The organism is Carnobacteriaceae bacterium zg-C25, assembly GCA_017945845.1.
In the GTDB taxonomy this organism is placed as follows: domain Bacteria; phylum Bacillota; class Bacilli; order Lactobacillales; family Aerococcaceae; genus WM01.
In genome coordinates this window covers 591,510-609,007 of sequence record CP072828.1, presented here as the reverse complement: position 1 = coordinate 609,007, position 17,498 = coordinate 591,510, and the positions used below count along the sequence as shown (strand labels likewise).

The 17,498-nt window shown below is 37.1% G+C and carries 16 protein-coding genes and 1 other annotated feature; of the genes, 2 read left to right on the top strand and 14 right to left on the bottom strand.

The window, feature by feature from the left end:
- Positions 1 to 44 precede the first annotated feature (44 nt).
- The 8 genes from J7S27_02905 to J7S27_02870 all read right to left on the bottom strand — a co-directional run bounded on the left by J7S27_02905 (position 45) and on the right by J7S27_02870 (position 9,130).
- Positions 45 to 1,151 (bottom strand): BMP family protein, encoded by a 1,107-nt coding sequence (locus J7S27_02905; protein ID QTU83486.1) that lies wholly within the window; start codon positions 1,149 to 1,151, stop codon positions 45 to 47.
- A 234-nt stretch (positions 1,152 to 1,385) separates the two neighbouring features.
- Positions 1,386 to 2,060, bottom strand: coding sequence for a DNA repair protein RadC (radC, locus tag J7S27_02900; protein ID QTU83485.1), 675 nt, complete (start codon positions 2,058 to 2,060; stop codon positions 1,386 to 1,388).
- Positions 2,061 to 2,072: 12 nt separating this feature from the next.
- Positions 2,073 to 3,293 (bottom strand): hypothetical protein, encoded by a 1,221-nt coding sequence (locus J7S27_02895; protein QTU83484.1) that lies wholly within the window; start codon positions 3,291 to 3,293, stop codon positions 2,073 to 2,075.
- Between the two features lie 54 nt (positions 3,294 to 3,347).
- A complete protein-coding gene (gene mnmA, locus J7S27_02890; GenBank protein QTU83483.1) occupies positions 3,348 to 4,484 on the bottom strand; it encodes a tRNA 2-thiouridine(34) synthase MnmA in 1,137 nt (378 codons plus the stop codon).
- Between the two features lie 388 nt (positions 4,485 to 4,872).
- The gene (gene recA / locus J7S27_02885) at positions 4,873 to 5,979 is read right to left on the bottom strand and encodes a recombinase RecA (protein ID QTU83607.1); all 1,107 of its coding nucleotides are present in this window, start codon (positions 5,977 to 5,979) and stop codon (positions 4,873 to 4,875) included.
- Between the two features lie 7 nt (positions 5,980 to 5,986).
- Positions 5,987 to 7,222: a competence/damage-inducible protein A gene (locus tag J7S27_02880; GenBank protein QTU83482.1), complete on the bottom strand. Its 1,236-nt coding sequence runs from the start codon at positions 7,220 to 7,222 to the stop codon at positions 5,987 to 5,989.
- Between the two features lie 43 nt (positions 7,223 to 7,265).
- Positions 7,266 to 7,787, bottom strand: coding sequence for a CDP-diacylglycerol--glycerol-3-phosphate 3-phosphatidyltransferase (gene pgsA, locus J7S27_02875; protein ID QTU83481.1), 522 nt, complete (start codon positions 7,785 to 7,787; stop codon positions 7,266 to 7,268).
- An 8-nt stretch (positions 7,788 to 7,795) separates the two neighbouring features.
- Positions 7,796 to 9,130, bottom strand: a complete 1,335-nt coding sequence (locus J7S27_02870; protein ID QTU83480.1) for a DUF4115 domain-containing protein — start codon at positions 9,128 to 9,130, stop codon at positions 7,796 to 7,798.
- A gap of 158 nt (positions 9,131 to 9,288) precedes the next feature.
- On the opposite strand from J7S27_02870, the gene J7S27_02865 reads away from it, so the two are divergent.
- Positions 9,289 to 9,774 carry a hypothetical protein gene (locus J7S27_02865; protein QTU83479.1) on the top strand — a complete coding sequence of 162 codons (486 nt, stop codon included), beginning with the start codon at positions 9,289 to 9,291 and terminating at the stop codon, positions 9,772 to 9,774.
- Positions 9,775 to 9,953: 179 nt separating this feature from the next.
- Here J7S27_02865 and J7S27_02860 read toward each other — a convergent pair whose 3' ends face one another.
- Positions 9,954 to 12,590, bottom strand: a complete 2,637-nt coding sequence (locus tag J7S27_02860; protein QTU83478.1) for a valine--tRNA ligase — start codon at positions 12,588 to 12,590, stop codon at positions 9,954 to 9,956.
- Positions 12,591 to 12,713: 123 nt separating this feature from the next.
- The gene (locus J7S27_02855) at positions 12,714 to 14,144 is read right to left on the bottom strand and encodes a bifunctional metallophosphatase/5'-nucleotidase (protein ID QTU83477.1); all 1,431 of its coding nucleotides are present in this window, start codon (positions 14,142 to 14,144) and stop codon (positions 12,714 to 12,716) included.
- Between the two features lie 40 nt (positions 14,145 to 14,184).
- Positions 14,185 to 14,394 (bottom strand) — a binding site (T-box leader).
- Positions 14,395 to 14,462: 68 nt separating this feature from the next.
- Between J7S27_02855 and J7S27_02850 the strand changes: the two genes are divergently transcribed.
- Positions 14,463 to 14,936, top strand: a complete 474-nt coding sequence (locus tag J7S27_02850; protein QTU83476.1) for a glutathione peroxidase — start codon at positions 14,463 to 14,465, stop codon at positions 14,934 to 14,936.
- On the opposite strand, the gene J7S27_02845 is transcribed toward J7S27_02850, so the two are convergent.
- The 4 genes from J7S27_02845 to J7S27_02830 form a co-directional block, all read right to left on the bottom strand.
- Positions 14,928 to 15,683 (bottom strand): class I SAM-dependent methyltransferase, encoded by a 756-nt coding sequence (locus tag J7S27_02845; GenBank protein ID QTU83475.1) that lies wholly within the window; start codon positions 15,681 to 15,683, stop codon positions 14,928 to 14,930. The two genes, J7S27_02850 and J7S27_02845, sit on opposite strands and share 9 nt — an antisense overlap.
- Positions 15,684 to 15,727: 44 nt before the next feature.
- On the bottom strand, positions 15,728 to 16,108 hold the full coding sequence (locus J7S27_02840; GenBank protein ID QTU83474.1) for a VOC family protein: 381 nt from the start codon (positions 16,106 to 16,108) through the stop codon (positions 15,728 to 15,730).
- A gap of 7 nt (positions 16,109 to 16,115) precedes the next feature.
- Positions 16,116 to 16,787, bottom strand: a complete 672-nt coding sequence (locus J7S27_02835; protein ID QTU83473.1) for an adaptor protein MecA — start codon at positions 16,785 to 16,787, stop codon at positions 16,116 to 16,118.
- A 528-nt stretch (positions 16,788 to 17,315) separates the two neighbouring features.
- Positions 17,316 to 17,429, bottom strand: a complete 114-nt coding sequence (locus J7S27_02830) for a putative metal homeostasis protein (GenBank protein QTU83472.1) — start codon at positions 17,427 to 17,429, stop codon at positions 17,316 to 17,318.
- Positions 17,430 to 17,498: the final 69 nt, after the last annotated feature.

The following is a 17,498-nucleotide window of genomic DNA, read 5'->3' as shown; positions in this document are numbered from 1 at the left end:
CCCTCACATGTAAATGAGGGGTTAAAACATGTTATGTCGTTATTCTAGTTTTTTTCTAAAAATGCTTTTAATTGATCATCAGTAGCTGGTGGTGTAATTTCACCAGAAATGATTTTTGCTTTTGCAGCTTGAACTTCTTTTTTAATGTCTTCGCTTAATTGTCCTGTAGTTAAATCAACACCGCCATCTTTTAGACGATATGTGAAGACACCTGTTTTAAACCCATTTTTTTCTGTTTCTAACGCAAATTGTTTCATTGTTTGACCAACTAATTTTAAAGTTGATGTTAATGTAACAGATTTTGTTTCGCCAGATTTTGTTTTGTAGTTACCGTCTTCGTGTTGGTCCATATCAACACCGATAACCCATAGTTTTTTAGAGTCATCTACTTCCATTTTTTCTTTAGCAGAACTGAATACACCTAACCCTGATGTACCTGCAGCAGCATAAATAACGTCAACACCTTGCGCATACATTGTATCAGCAATTGTTTTTCCTTTTGGTGCATCTTGGAAGCTTTCTACATATTTATTTTCAATCACGATATCTTTATTAACAGATTTTGCACCTGCAATAAATCCTGATTCAAAGTGAATTAATGTTGCGTTACGGATACCACCAATGTAACCGATGTGGTTTGTTTGAGTTGTTCTTGCTGCGGCAATACCAGCTAAATAAGCTGCTTCTTGTTCAGCGAACAATAATGATGCTCCATTTTTAAAGTTTTCATTAATTGTTGCATCTACGGCAACAAATTTTTGATCTGGATTTTTTTCAGCAAATTCATTTACTGATTTATTTAATTGGAAACCTACAGCATAAATTAAATCATATTTTGCTTTAATGGCTTTACTAAAGTTCGTTGCGTAGTCTTTTTCACCAGTTGATTGGATATAGTCGTATCCATTCACACCTTTTTCACGTTTTGTTTCTTTACCCCACGCTTGAAATCCTTCCCAAGCACTTTGGTTAAATGATTTGTCATCTACACCACCAGAGTCAGTAACAAAAACAACTGAGAATTTATCTTTAGCTGCGGAACCTCCTGCTTTTGATGAAGGAGTTGAAGTTGATGAACTTCCTCCACACGCGGCTAATAATAACGTTGAAGCTAAACCTAAAGTTGCAAGACCTAATTTATTTTTTGTCATTGCTAAATTCCCTCCATAAAATTATTTACTGGAGTTAGTATAACATACAAAACTTTAGTTTGACAACAATAAAATTCGTTTTTTTTACTCGAAAATTAAATAAACAATTCATGAAGTCCATTTTTTAGCGTTTTTACTAGGGTTTTAAACCAAAAACACGAACAATAGAATATTTTTGTCTCAAAAAGTAAACTAGACCCGTACAATCGAAAACTTTTGTTTACACAATAATCGTCAAATATAATGCTCTTGCTTGAAACTAATATAATTTCCATCACCAATAATGATATGGTCTAAAACAGTGACGCCAATCATCTCACCACTTTCAATTAACCGTTGCGTAAACGCAATATCTTCATGACTCGGTTGCGGATTGCCACTTGGATGATTATGCGCCACAATAATTTTAGTCGCCCCTAATTTTAAAGCATGCCGAAACACTTCTCTTGGTTCAGCAATACAACGCGTTGCACTCCCAATAAACAATATTTTCTTTTGAATAATGTGATTTTTCGTGTTTAAAAATAAAACGGCAAAATGTTCTTGTTGTAAATGCCCCATTTCATTCGCTAAAAACTGTGCAGCACTCTCACTTGAAACGATGGTACCTAGCTTTATTTGCGTTGCTTGACTAATGCGTTTTCCCAATTCAATCATCGCCTTTAACTCAATTGCTTTAACACGACCGATACCATCAACTTCTTGCAACTCCTCAATTGACATATTTTTCAAATTGTACAAACCGTCACTTTTTTCTAGTAACTTTTTCGACACTTGAAAAACACTTTGCGTTACAGTGCCTGTACGTAATAAAATCGCTATCAACTCTTGGGTTGATAGCGATTGCTCTCCTAATTGCTCTAACCGTTCGCGCGGTTGAGATTGTTCAATCAAACTCGTTTTTTTCATCGTATCACCTCATTATAAGTTACACGATTTAAACTCATTTTCAACAATATTTTTAAATTCCGATACAAAATATAATGAACCAGTGACCACTAAACAATCAAACGATTTTTCTTTTATGCCGTCAAAAACAAACTTTTTGTAATCTTCAACAACCGAAATGCCGTCCGGAAGATGATCATACGATGTGACAGGTTGTGTTTTAACGTAGTCAAATTCTGTAAAGTAAACCGGAAAATGTTCTTGCAACGCCATTAGCATGCCTTCATAGTCCTTATTGGGTAGCGCACCAAATAATATGGTAATGTCACGTTGATGAAATGCGTTAGATTGTAATGTTTCAATTAATCCCATGACACCATGCAAATTATGAGCGCCATCAACAAATACAGTCGGCTCATCAACCAATTTTTCAAATCGTCCCGGCCAATACACTTTAGACAACCCTTCACGCACTGCTTCTGGCGATAAACTGTGTGATAGGACGTATTCACAAACATTTAGTGCTAAATGTAAATTATCTTTTTGATATACCCCTGTAATACTTGGCACATAATCATGCCCGTCATAATGTACAGGTTGACTAGCTACCGGCACAAAATGACAGTCCGCGTTTTTCGATTCGGCAACCTTTAAAATCACGTCTTGTGCCACTTTGCCAACTTGTCCTATAAATACCGTTTGATTTGGTTTAATGATACCCGCTTTTTGATAGGCAATTTCTTCAATGGTATCGCCTAACAATTCGGTATGATCAATACCAATTGTTGTAATGACAGCCGTACTTTGCTGAATAAAATTCGTAACGTCATTTAACCCACCAATACCAACTTCCAAAATAACAAAATCAACATCACGTTGTTGCACAAACAAGAAAAAGACTAATGTCATAATTTCAAATTGTGCAAATTCTGTCTGCAATTGTTGCACTGCCTTTAAATGTTGTATAAATTCTTCATCACTAATTGGTTGACTGTTATAAACAAACCGCTCATTAATTGACATAATATGTGGTGAAGTAAAACACGCACTACTTTTACCATGTGCTTGTAAAATGGCATTCATATAAGCTGTTGTTGACCCTTTACCATTTGTCCCTGCCACATGAATAATGTTCAATTTTTCAACATCAATTGCTAATTGTTGAATGGCAGTATTAATCACATCAAAATTTTGTCGTTTTAATCCACGCGGTTGGCTATATAACCAGTCTATCGCTTCTTGCATTGTTTCCATATTTCTTCCCCTAATTCACATTCAATACATTAGTACATTTTATTAATACCACGCTTAACTGTACTGTCTTTTTGCACCGTCTTGTGTATACGCGGCGTCAATAATTCCCCCGCCTAAACACACATCACCATCGTAAAACACCACAGCTTGACCGGGTGTAATGGCACGAACAGATTTGTCAAAAATCACTTTTGCTTTTGTTTGTGTTTCGTCTAACTGAACCGTCACTCCAATGTCTTCTTGGCGGTATCTAAATTTAGCCGTACATTTAAATTCACTTGATTTTGTATCATTCGTATTAAATTGAATATCACTCGCCAATAAATAATCGCTATATAAATGTTCGTGGTGATAACCTTGACCAACGTATAATGTATTGGTCTTCATATCTTTACCAACCACAAACCATGGTTCATGTACACTATACCCTTTAACGCCACCAATACCTAACCCTTGGCGTTGACCAATCGTGTAGTACATTAACCCGTCATGTTTACCGATAACATCGCCAGCCAGCGTTTTCATTTCACCGGGTTGAGCGGGTAAATAGTTTGATAAAAACTCTTTAAAATTGCGTTCACCAATAAAACACACACCCGTTGAGTCTTTTTTTGTCGCCGTTGCTAAATTGGCCTCTTGCGCAATTTTACGCACGTCTTTTTTGTTCAAATGCCCTAACGGAAACATGGCTTTTTGTAATTGTTCTTGCGTCAATTGACTTAAAAAATACGTTTGATCTTTGTTGTCATCGGCACCACGCAAAAGACGTTTTTGACCAAATTCATCTTCAACCAATTGTGCATAATGACCCATAGCAATATAATCTGCACCTAAATCGTTTGCATACTCTAAAAAGGCTTTAAACTTAATTTCTTTATTACACATCACATCTGGATTAGGTGTGCGATCTTTTTTATACTCATCTAAAAAATAAGTAAAGACTTTATCCCAATATTCTTTTTCAAAGTTGACAGAATAATAAGGAATGCCAATTTGTAAAGCTACTGCTTCAACATCTTTATAGTCTTCTGTCGCTGTACAGAAACCATTTTCATCAGTATCATCCCAGTTTTTCATGAAAATACCAATGACATCATAACCTTGTTGTTTCAATAAAAGTGCCGTAACAGAAGAATCTACTCCGCCACTCATACCGACAACAACACGTGTTTTTGAATTATCTTGTGTCATATTATCACCATCATTTCGTTATCTTTTAGCGATTGAAGGTCGCTCAATGCTACCACAAGTTTTAGCATTAGTGTTATTATACGACAAAACGACAAAAAGGGTAAAACAATACAAACTTTTTAAAAGATTTTTAATCTTAAAAATTGCAAAATAGTGTTGATTGTTTTTCAACCTATTCAAACAAAAGATAGTGACTTAACATTTGTTAAATCACTATCTTTATGAGTCATCAACCCTATTTGACATAGAGCCCCTTTTTTGACATAGAGACTAAATTTATAACCCTATTATATATGCCGTCAACACTTTTTGGTGCGTATTTTTTCTAAAACACAAAAAGCCTATCCAATGGATAAGCTTTTTGTTCATATGCACCTAATCGCACTTTTTAGTCTTCGTCATCTGCCAATAATTCGGCTAATAATGGCTCGTCTAATTCTAGTGGTGCAACGGTTGTATTGTTGGCTGTTTCTTGTGCCATTTCTTCTTCGGTTGCTTCAATTAGCCCTAATTTGATGCGAATTTTGCGTTCTAAATCCGCCATAAATTCCGGATTGTCGACTAAATATTTTTTAGCCGTTTCACGCCCTTGACCGATGCGTTGTTCACCGTACGAGTACCATGAACCCGCTTTTTTAATGATGTCGTATTCAACGGCTAAATCGATAATTTCACCAATTTTTGAAATCCCTTCACCGTACATAATGTCTACGGTTACCGTTTTAAATGGTGGCGCCACTTTATTTTTCACAATTTTAATTTTTGTTTCGTTACCAATCACTTCACTTGAACTAGATGATGGTGTGATGGCAGCACCTTTACGCACTTCCATACGAATGGTTGAATAAAATTTCAACGCACGTCCACCCGGTGTAACTTCGGGATTTCCATAGGTTACCCCTACTTTTTCACGTAATTGGTTAATAAAAATGGCGACTGTTTTTTGTTTATTGATATGACTTGATAATTTACGCAACGCTTGCGACATCAATCGTGCTTGTAATCCGACGTGAGCGTCTCCCATACTCCCGTTAATTTCGGCTTTTGGCACTAATGCGGCAACAGAGTCGATGACGACAACGTCAATGGCACCTGAACGTACTAATGATTCGGCAATTTCAAGCGCCTCTTCACCACTATCGGGTTGAGATAAAAATAAATCATCAATATTAATCCCTAAATTTTTCGCATAGACAGGATCCATTGCGTGTTCCGCATCAATATACGCTGCGACACCACCTTGTTTTTGCACTTCGGCAACGACGTGTAACGCTGTTGTTGTTTTACCCGAAGATTCTGGACCGTAAATTTCTACAATACGCCCACGAGGAAATCCACCGATACCTAATGCGGAGTCGATTAGTAATGACCCTGATGAAATGGCATCAATCTTTGTGTCCGCTTTATCGCCTAGACGCATCAAAGCACCTTTACCAAACGACTTTTCAATTTCTTTAATCGCCTTATCCAGCGCTTTTTGTCTTTCTTCACTAATTGCCATGTTATACCTCCAATAGCATTTTTCTTAATTCTATGAACCCTTTTTGAACAGCCAGCTGACGATTCAATTCGCGATCACGATGTAATTGTAATTCCACTACTTTTTGTTGTGTTGGTGTGGCAATACCAATATAGACACGCCCACTCGGTTTATTCTCAACACTTGTTTTGTCCGCAATACCCGTAAATGATATGCCGATGTCACTTTGACAAAGCTTTTTGACATTTTGTGCCATTTCTAATGCACATTCTGCACTGATGGCACCAAATTGATGAAGGGTACTTTCATTGACACCAAGTATCGTTTGTTTCATCTCATTGGTATAGGTGACAACACCACCACAATAGACTGATGATACACCAGAAATCTGTGTTAATTTAGCACCACATAACCCACCGGTAACACTTTCAGCTGTTGCAATAGACCATTGCTTTTGTTTTAACAACGCTACTACAACATGTTCCAACGTTTCTTCATCACGTCCGTAATAAAACTCACTTAGGCGATTTTGAATTGCCATGATGACAGGTTGCATTAAACGATTGGCTTCTTGACTGGTTTGCCCGCTTGCCGTTACGCGCACGTCTACCAAACCGGGATTAGCGTATATCGCAACGGTCGGATTGGTTTGTTCAGATACGATGTCTTCAATTTTTTCTGCAAGTAATGATTCCCCAATATCTGCAAACCGTAGCAACACTGATGATAGTTGTTCTTGTGTGAACTTGCTTAATACAGGCTTCACTTCTGTTTCTAACATCATTGATAACTCACGTGGTGGACCGGGTAAAACGATGTAGGTAACATCATTTTTTTGAATAAACATCCCTGTAGCAAACCCATTATGATTCATCAACGGTTGACATTTTTTTAAAATGAGCGATTGCTTCAAATTATTTTCAGACATGATGCGACCACTTTTTTCAAAATACAACACGATTTTTTGTTTGGATAGTTCATGTTGTACCAATTCGTCATTTAAAAAAGTTGCGATAACTTCTTTCGTGATATCGTCTTGTGTTGGCCCTAACCCACCACAAATGGCGATAATATCACTTCTTTGACTACTTTGCTTTAGTTGCTCCAATAAACGATTTGGATTATCGCCAACAACCGTTTGGTAATACGTTCCAATATTTTGTGCATTGAGAAACCGAGAAATTGTCGTAGCGTTTGTATTGACCACTTGTCCCATTAACAATTCCGTTCCCACTGCAATGATTTCTGCTTTTAACATATTTATCACCTTCTATATAACATAACCCAAACGCATACAAATGTTAAAATTGATTGAAAATTGAACGATATTTTATAAAATAGTCAATACCTGAATAAATGGTTAAAGCAAGACAAATGTATAAAAACACATTACCTAATGGTACACCAAGACTAAAATCATTAAAAATCAAACACGTAATGGCAATCATTTGTGTGGCAGTTTTTAATTTCCCAGACCAATCCGCTGCCATGACAGTCCCTTGCTCTATTAACAATAATCGCAATCCCGTCACTGCCAATTCACGCATAATAATGACGGATACAATCCATGCTGGAATGCCGTGTGTTTGCACAAGCATAATGAGCGCACTTAACACTAACATCTTATCAGCTAATGGATCGGCAAATTTTCCAAAATTAGTTACTAAATGTAATCGTCTTGCTAAATAACCGTCTAAATAATCCGTTGCACTGGCTACAACAAACAATACGCCAGCTAAAAAATACGACTGACATAGCATTGCGACAATGAAAAACGGAATGGCGATTAATCGAGCAATCGTCAATTTATTCGCTATATTCATATTAACTCCTAGCGGTCAAAGTTAAACGTGTAATCTTGTACACGATTATACGTTGGCACATCAACTTTTTGACCGTTGAATGTAACGGTTAACGCGCTAGATAAACCAACACGAATTTTCATATACCCTGCATTGTTATAGGCGTTTAAGCGATACGGTACACCCGGTGTCATAGTGCCTTCGTGTACTTTTTGACCAAAGATTTCAACACTAATCCATACTGGTTCACTTGCCGTTAAAGTTACGACATACTCACCTGTATAGTGTGCATAACTTGCACCTAATCCATACGTTGTTTGGAATGCATCCGATGACATGATGTACAAATCAGCCGGTTCATTGCTTGGACGTGGCGCTTCTTGTTGTGGCGCTTCAGCGGCTTGCGGTGCTGTTGTTTGTGCGGTCGTTTCAGCAGTTGTTTGTGCCGTTGTTGTTTGCATTGTTGTCGTTGTTGTTTCTGTTTGCGATGTCGTCACTAATGTACTTTGACTCGTTTGTGTCATCGTTTGTTTAGGGGCAACCGCTTGCATCACTTGTGGAATTGCCCAGACTAATGCGGCAATCAACAATGCCAACACCATTAATAAACCAATCATTTTTTTACTTAGTTTGTTTTCTTGTGCTGCACTTTCTACCGCCTCGTAAGCTTCAACCGTTTCTTCATCGACGTCAACACTCTCTTGAGCAAAATTTTCAAATGAAAAGTCTGTTTCATCGAGTCCGTCGCTATCTAATTCAAATGGTACGGTATGGATGTGAGGTGTTGTTTCCTGCTCACCATCTATTTGTTCATCGGCACTATCCATTTCTGTCGTCAAAAATACTGCTTCATCATTTTCTAATGTATCGAACGTTTCATTATTTACCGTTTCTTCAACATTTTCTACGGTTTCATGATTTTGTCCGTCATCCTCATTAACGACTGCTTCGTTACTATCGCTTTCTTGTGGGATGTTTTCTTGAACAACTTCATCTTGTGCCACATCTTGATTTGTTGATTCTGTTTCGTCTATATCATTTTTGCTTGGTTTATCTAAATTGGCATCGTCTTGACGAGCGGGTTTGCGCAATTCTTCTTGCAATAGCACTTCGGGTCTTTTTTGTTCAGACACTTGTTTAATTTGTTCGTACTGTTTAATTAATTTGTTCGCGTCCAACTTTAAAATCGTTGCATATTGTTTAACAAATGAACGCACATAATAATCGCCCGGAATTGTATCAAAATTTTCTTCTTCCAATGCCACAATAAAACGTGATTGAATCGTTGTAATATGACTAATATCTTCTATTGAATAGCCTAATTTTTCACGTTTTTCTCTTAACTGTTCACCAAAAACAGACATATTATCTACTCCTTAAATTTATAAATTCACATCATATAGTATACCACATTTTAAATTATTTTAGAAAAATTAAATTTTCCATATAATTGATGATTTCATTTGTCTTTACGTTCCCGGCTTGTTATACTAGTTTTACTATTTTAATTAAAGGATTTTCCATGAGCATTTTAAAACAAAAAAAGAAGGAACGCTTTATTGGCTTACTCGTCATTATTGCCACTTCCATTTCCATGATCGGTTTATATTTATTTAGCTTTAAGACAGTTGACGTGCCTTATTTAACTTTACGACCAAATGCAGATGTGCAAACTCAAGTGAGTGCGGTCGTTCCACAAAACCATCGTTACGCCACCATTGATCAACGTGACGGGTGGACATATATTTTTGCCGATGGTAAAACGGGTTGGCTACGCACAAATGATTTCACGCAACAAGACCTTGCACATAACGACGCCGTTTACGCCGTCAAACCAATTGACGATACGGTGTCCATTTACGACAACCCGCGTTCGACAGAAAAAGAACTTGGCAAACTAACGCGCAATACCATTTATTACGTTTATTACGAAAGAAACAATTGGTCACAAATTGTTTTTAACGACAGAGCGGTATGGGTTCAAACGGATAAACTCATTAAAAAATAGGTTGATACTTTACGTCAAAAGTATTCAACCTATTTTTGTATACATCATTTAAGAGGTGTTGAACGTTTACAGCCACCAACATCAAATCGGATAAAACCCTATTTTTGTATACCGCATCATTTGATAGGGCATTTTAAAAGGTATTGGCATTTCTGCCAACACCTTTTTTATAAGGCTTTTTATGCCATATTTTTTAATGTTTCGATACGTTGTTCAACGATTTGTAATTGTTGTTTGTAGTCTTCACCTTTTTGGCGTTCCACATCAATGACATGCGCCGGTGCTTTGGCAACAAATCCTTCGTTGGATAATTTACCTTCAACACGTTTCACTTCACTCATTAATTTAGCCGCTTCTTTTTCTAAACGTTTGATTTCATCTGCAATATTGATTAATCCTGCTAATGGCATAAACACTTGAGCGCCACTAATTACCGCACTCATTGCTTCACCTTCTACGGTTGCATCTAGGGCAATCGTTAGCGTTTCTGGATTACAAAAACGTGTAATATAGCTACTGTTTTCTAATAATAAGTCAGCAATGTCTTGTGTGTTGGCTTTAATGGCAATCGGAACAGGTTTTGATAATGGTGTGTTGACTTCATTACGAATGGTACGAACCGTACGAATCACTTCAATCAATCGTTCCATACTTTCCAATGATGACGCGTCACTTAATGATTCATCGACAATTGGATATTCTGCCACAACAACACTTTGCGTATCGCCATGTAACGTTTGGAAAATCTCTTCAGTAACAAACGGCATAAATGGATGTAACAAGCGTAACGTTTGATCGAGTACGTGCAATAGAATGCTACGCGTTGTGAATTTAGCCACTTCATTTTCGCCGGTCAACGTTTCTTTTGACATTTCAATATACCAGTCACAGAAATCGTCCCAAACAAAGTTATACAATTGTCGTCCTGCTTCACCAAATTCAAATTTATCAAATAAATCGGTAACGCGTGAAATGGTTTCATTTAAGCGTGTTAATATCCAACGATCTGCTAACGTTTTTTCGCCTGTAATGTCTAGTGTTGACATGGTAACATCACCGATATTCATGAAGGCGTAACGGCTGGCGTTCCAAATTTTATTGATGAAATTCCACGCCGCTTCTACTTTTTCTTCCATGTAGCGTACGTCTTGACCTGGTGCTGATCCATTTAACAAGAACCAGCGTAACGCATCGACACCGTGTTGTTCAATGACGTCCATTGGATCAATTCCGTTGCCGAGTGATTTACTCATTTTACGTCCCTCTTTATCACGAATTAAGCCATGGATTAATACGTTTTGGAACGGCTTTTGGTCAGTAAACTCTAAACTTTGGAAAATCATGCGACTTACCCAGAAGAAAATAATGTCGTAACCTGTTACTAACGTTGACGTTGGGAAATAACGTTTGAAATCATCACTGTCTTCATTTGGCCAGCCCATTGTTGAAAACGGCCATAACGCACTTGAAAACCATGTGTCTAACACATCTTCATCTTGTGTCCAGTTTGATACATCTTCGGGCGCTTCCATACCTACATACAATTCGCCTGTTTCGTTATGGTACCACGCCGGAATTTGATGTCCCCACCACAATTGACGTGAAATACACCAGTCGTGTACATTTTCCATCCACGATAAATAAGTTTGTTCAAAACGTGGTGGGTAAAAATCAACACGATTTTGTGTACTTTGTGCATCAATCGCTTGTTTTGCCAAGTCTTCCATTTTGACAAACCATTGTTTTGATAAACGTGGTTCTACGACCGCGCCACTTCTTTCGGAATGTCCGACACTATGATTGTGTTGTTCGATTTTAACAAGCAGTCCTAATTCACGTAAGTCGTCAATGATTTGTTTGCGTGCCACAAAACGATCCATACCGGCATATTTACCAGCTAATGCGTTCATCGTTGCGTCATCGTTCATGACGTTAATTTGTGGTAGGTGATGTTTTTCACCGAGTTCAAAGTCGTTTGGATCGTGTGCAGGTGTTACTTTCATTGCACCTGTACCAAACGCTACGTCAACGTATTCATCTGCAATAATAGGAATATCACGATTCATTAATGGTAGCGTTACGGTTTTTCCAATTAAATGTTGATAGCGTTCATCATTTGGGTTAACAACAACTGCGGCATCACCAAGCATGGTTTCTGGACGTGTTGTCGCAATTTCAATATAGCCACTACCGTCACTTAATGGGTAATTCATGTGGTAAAACGCGCCATCAACATCTTTATGGATTACCTCAATATCGGATAACGCTGTGCGTGCCACCGGATCCCAGTTAATGATTTTTTCACCGCGGTAAATTAATCCTTTTTCAAACAGTTTCACAAATACGGTTTTAACCGCTTGCGATAACCCTTCATCAAGGGTAAAACGTTCTCTGTCATAATCGACAGACACACCCATTTTGCCCCATTGTGAGCGAATGGTTTGTGCGTAGTCTTCTTTCCATTCCCATGTTTTTTCAAGGAATTTTTCACGCCCTAAATCGTAACGTGACACGCCTTCTTGACGTAATTTTTCTTCAACTTTGGCTTGTGTCGCAATACCGGCATGGTCCATACCCGGTAACCATAATGTATCGTATCCTTGCATGCGTTTAAAACGAATGATGGCATCTTGTAACGTCACATCCCACGCATGACCTAGGTGTAATTTTCCGGTTACGTTTGGTGGTGGAATAACAATAGAATACGGCTTTGCATCTGGGTTGGCGTTTGGTTTAAACACACCACTATTTACCCATTTTTCATAGCGTCCACTTTCTACCTCTTGTGGATTGTATTTTGGGGGTAGTTGTATCATGTGAGTTCTCCTTTTTCTGTTTAATTGATATTTATTTTAGTTGTTTTACATTTTTCATAAACGACCTGTTTTATAATGGCATTTGCAAATTAGTATTTGCATATTCTAATTTTTTTACGGTTACTATTGAATAACACGTTTTCTAACTTCATTGGTATACGTGATGGGTTGCGGTAATTTTTTCAAATACGACACTAACACATCCGTATCATAATATTGTTTTTTCAATAAATTGTGCGTGTTTTCAAATCCTACGTAACCATCTTTTCCAGTACCAATAAAAGTATTGGTTGACACTAAATACGTTTTATCCATTTGAAGCGGTTCGTATCCGTTTGGCGTTTTAATCAGTATTTCTTTTAAACGCAATTCATCATCTTGTGCATGATAAACGACTTTTGCTTGGCTGACTTGTGGGTATTCACCGCTATCTAAAGCGCTAAACAAATCTTTTCCTGTCATATGGCAAATGTACAATTCACAAGCAAATGGCAAAATTTGCAATACATCGCCGTACGTTACGACACCTTCTTTTAACGTTTGGCGTATACCGCCACTATTCATAATGGCTAAATCGGGTGAAAAACCTAATGCTTTTGCCTTGTCTAAATACGCATCGGTAATTAAATTCGTTAAATTCGTTGATGTATATTTTGTCACATCTCGCTTACCGTTCAAGTCTTCTTGTAACGTGGCAATCGGTTTTGTAACAACCGCTTCAACGGATTTATCCCACTCTTTCAATTCTTCATATAGCGCTTCATCATAAAATGGGTATTCGCGCAAATCGATGAGTTGGTAATTTAATCGTTTCACACCGTCGTCATCACAACCAATTTCCAATTCACCAATGTAGTTGCCATATGAACCTGCTTGAAAAATTTGTGTTTGCCACCCTTTATCGTTAGTGACGACAATGGGTTGCTCCAACACTTTATGCGTGTGTGATCCAATAATGTAATGAATGCCCGATACTTCTTCGGCTAGTCTAACGTCTTCCACATCTCCAAGATGGCTTAATGCGATAATGACATCGACATTTTCTTTTTGTAGCTGGGCGACTTTTTCACGTGAGACATCGATTGGATCAAAAAATAGCGTTTCTTCACTGGGTGATGAACTATTTTGTGTCGTTGGTGTGAGTAATCCGATGATGCCAATTTTCAAGCCATCTTCAAACGTGTGTACTGTCCATGGTTTATAGTTTGTAATTTGTTTTAAATAGGCGTCTTTCTCCCATTGTACATTGCTTAATATGACTTGGCTGTGGATATGGGATAAAAAGTGATACACATCTTTTGAGCCGTTATCAAAATCGTGATTGCCTAATGTCATATAGTCATAGCCAAGTTTATTTAATAGATAGGGCTCTTTTTCACCTTCAAAGACGGTGTAATATAAACTTCCGCGTAAATTATCCCCTGAATCGACAACTAGGACGTTGTCATATTTTTGACGTGCACTGTCAATGACGTGCTTTCTTTTATGAAAATTATTCAAATAAGAATGTGTATCATTTGTATGTAAAATGGTTACCTTTTTAATTGCTATCACCTCATTACTTTAAATAAAAACGCCCTATTTAGCAGTTGCTAAATAGGACGAGCTAATCGTGGTACCACCTATATTCCGTTTGTATGGACAAACGCTCTGCATTGATAACGCAGGAACTCTGCGAGTCGACTTACTTTCTTTTCAGTCCACTTACTCCTAAGCTACCTTCATTTGCCTTGTTATGTGTTTACACCACCCACACACTCTCTAAAAACAGTCACAAACTACTCCTCTTAATCTTTGTTTCATTATTTTAACACGCCATACAAGAAATTGCCACGACTTTTGTGTATAATACATGAAAAAGGAGAGAAAATTATGTCAATTTATTCCATTTCTGTACAGTTACAAGATCAATCGTTCAGCACGTTGGAAAACTACTCTGGAGATGTGCTTTTAATTGTGAATACGGCAACTGGTTGTGGTTTCACACCACAATACGCCGGATTACAAGACTTGTATACGACGTATCATTCAAAAGGGTTTCACGTGTTAGATTTCCCATGCAATCAATTTAACGAACAAGCACCGGGAAGCGATGATGACATCAACACTTTTTGCGCTTTGCATTACGACACGACTTTTCCAAGATTTCATAAAGTTGATGTCAACGACGAAAATGCTGCCCCATTGTTTACTTTTTTAAAAGATGCTAAAGGCGGTTTATTAAACGATGACATTAAATGGAATTTCACTAAATTTTTAGTGAATAGACAAGGTCAGGTCATTAAGCGTTACGCACCACAAACGGATCCAAAATCCATTGCTAAAGACATTGAAGCATTACTGTAGTTTTTTCCACACACCGTAATGAAATTTGGTATTTTCTCGAACGTGTCGTTGAAAGCCAAATCGTTCAAATACGTCATCACGAAAATGCGCTTTAATCATGACACACTCTTTGCAGACGCGTTTCGCTTCATTGATATCGTCTTGCGTTAGTGCAACATATTTTTGTCGACTTTGAATCCCTTGTATATTTTTCGATTCTTTAATCGTTTCACTAAACATCGGATCAAAATACACAATATCAACACTGTCGCTATTTTGTTGTTTTAAATAATTGGAAAAATTGTCATGCACGCAATCAATTCGGTGCATGGCTTTTTGTACTGTCTCTTCAACGTCTTTAAATTGTTTTAAGCCGTGTTTTACAACGGTATAAATGATTGGGTCATACTCAATAGCCGTTACATGATTATGGTAATACGCCATGACAATACTATCTCCTGCCAATCCCATTGTACAATCTAAAATGGTTTTACCGCTGCCAACTAACTCACTTAAAGGATCATACCCTTGGCGAATGCGTATAACGGCGGTATTCGGATGAAAAAATAATTTGGTGCCATCTTCATGGACGTACTCTAATTTATCCGAATAGACAATCAATACGTTGCCAAACTGTTTGATTAACTGCTGAATTGTTTGTTTTTGCCGTTTAATATACGGCACGTTCCATTCGCAAGATAGTTGCAACGCCAATTGTATCATTGCATCCTTTTCTTTAACGGCTGTTGTGATCATTAAATTTTCCATACACCACCTACAAAAAAGAAGCTGAAAAAATTTCAGCCTCTTACTTATTTAAAGCGAACCACTTCGATTTTATAACCGTCTGGGTCTAAAACAAAGAAATAGGATGGCAGTGTGCCGGGCAGACCTTTTAGTTCAGTGACGTTATACCCTAGTTCTTTATGTTTAGCGTGCAAGCCTTCTAAATCGTCAACGGCGATCGCAATATGTCCATACCCGTCTCCAATTTGATAACCTGGATGGTCGTAATTATACGTCAATTCCAATTCATATGAACTTCCCGGTAACGTTAAATACGCTAGCGTAAATTGATGTTCTGGAAAATCGCGTAAACGACTAATTTCAAAGTTAAACGCGTTTTGATAAAACGCTAGAGATTCTTCTAAGTTTTTCACACGATAGCACGTGTGGACCATTTGTTGTTTCATAGTTCTCCTATTTAAAGTGCGTATTCATTAAATGAATTGCATCGTTTTCAATAATTAATTGTCCGTGTTCTTTTACAATCATTGGCGAAATGACACTTACCGTACCGTGTTCGATGGCGCGATAATGAATCGCTTGTTTATTCGTTTCATGGTTTAATTGGTGAATCCAATAGTAAGCATCGTCAAAATGGTACAAATGATTGATATAAATTTTTTCTGTTTTGACAGATTGCGCAAATGATACCACATCTAAAAACTTTTCAAATACATACACTTGATATTTTTCAGTCGATGTACGCCCTTTAGATGACATTTTTGCTTTTTCTTTTTGTTGTTTTTCTTCTTTTTCAAAAATTTGTATCACTTGATCCAACGGTGTATTTTTCAGTGCATCCGGTGAAGATTGGAACGTATGTTTTAAGTGATCTTTCAATCCTGTATTCATACCTTTAGAAATATATAAATCTAATCCATCATTTTTTGGGACAACTTGAAATGTTACGGCATCGAGTCCTTCAAATTCGTGGCGAACACCCACTTCTTCTAAAATCTCATAGAAAAACGACTCTACTTGATTTTGATTTCCAAGTAAATCGAAAAATGTGATACCTCTATCTTCAAGATCGGAATGGCCAATCATGACTTTTATTGTATTTTCATTGATATGTTCCATTTTCATCGCAATCACCTCTTTTCTTTGGTATAACCACTATTTTATCGAATTTTTTTCATTTGTAAAGTAAAATAGACCGAAGAATACTCCGGTCTATTTTAGACTGTTGACATAATAAAGTGTCAACAGTCTTTTTGCGTATCAGCCGCTAAGTGTACGGCTTACCGCGATGTACACGATACATCGCTCGTTCTCTACTGCGTACGAGAACGAAGCCATTCGTACCACAATGGCTGATACGATAATAACATTAAAATAAAAAATTATGTAGCATAGCCTAAATCATAAAATGCATTTTATCGTAGCCTGCTTTATGGCAAAAAATGTATACGATAGCGTACTTTGTGCATCACAATTAACGTATATCCTGAAATAGTCTACTTTTTATAAATAATAGGTATCATAAAAAATATTTTTAATGATAAATATAGAGATTTTCATTATCATTGCGCCTTTAAATTTTTTGATATGATACTTTATCCTTTTTAAACGTATGGTGATATTTCAACAAAATAGACCGAAGAATGCTCCGGTCTATTTTTTACGTTTCTTTTTAATTTCTTTAATAACTTTTAACGCACGCTCACGTGTTTTAATGTTTGGACTTTTTAAACGGCGATACGCACTCGATAAATCAAATTTTTCCATAAGTTCCTCCAAATCGTAATCGTTACGTTTAGAAGTATAGCATGCCCTTTTAAAAAATGCAAATTATAA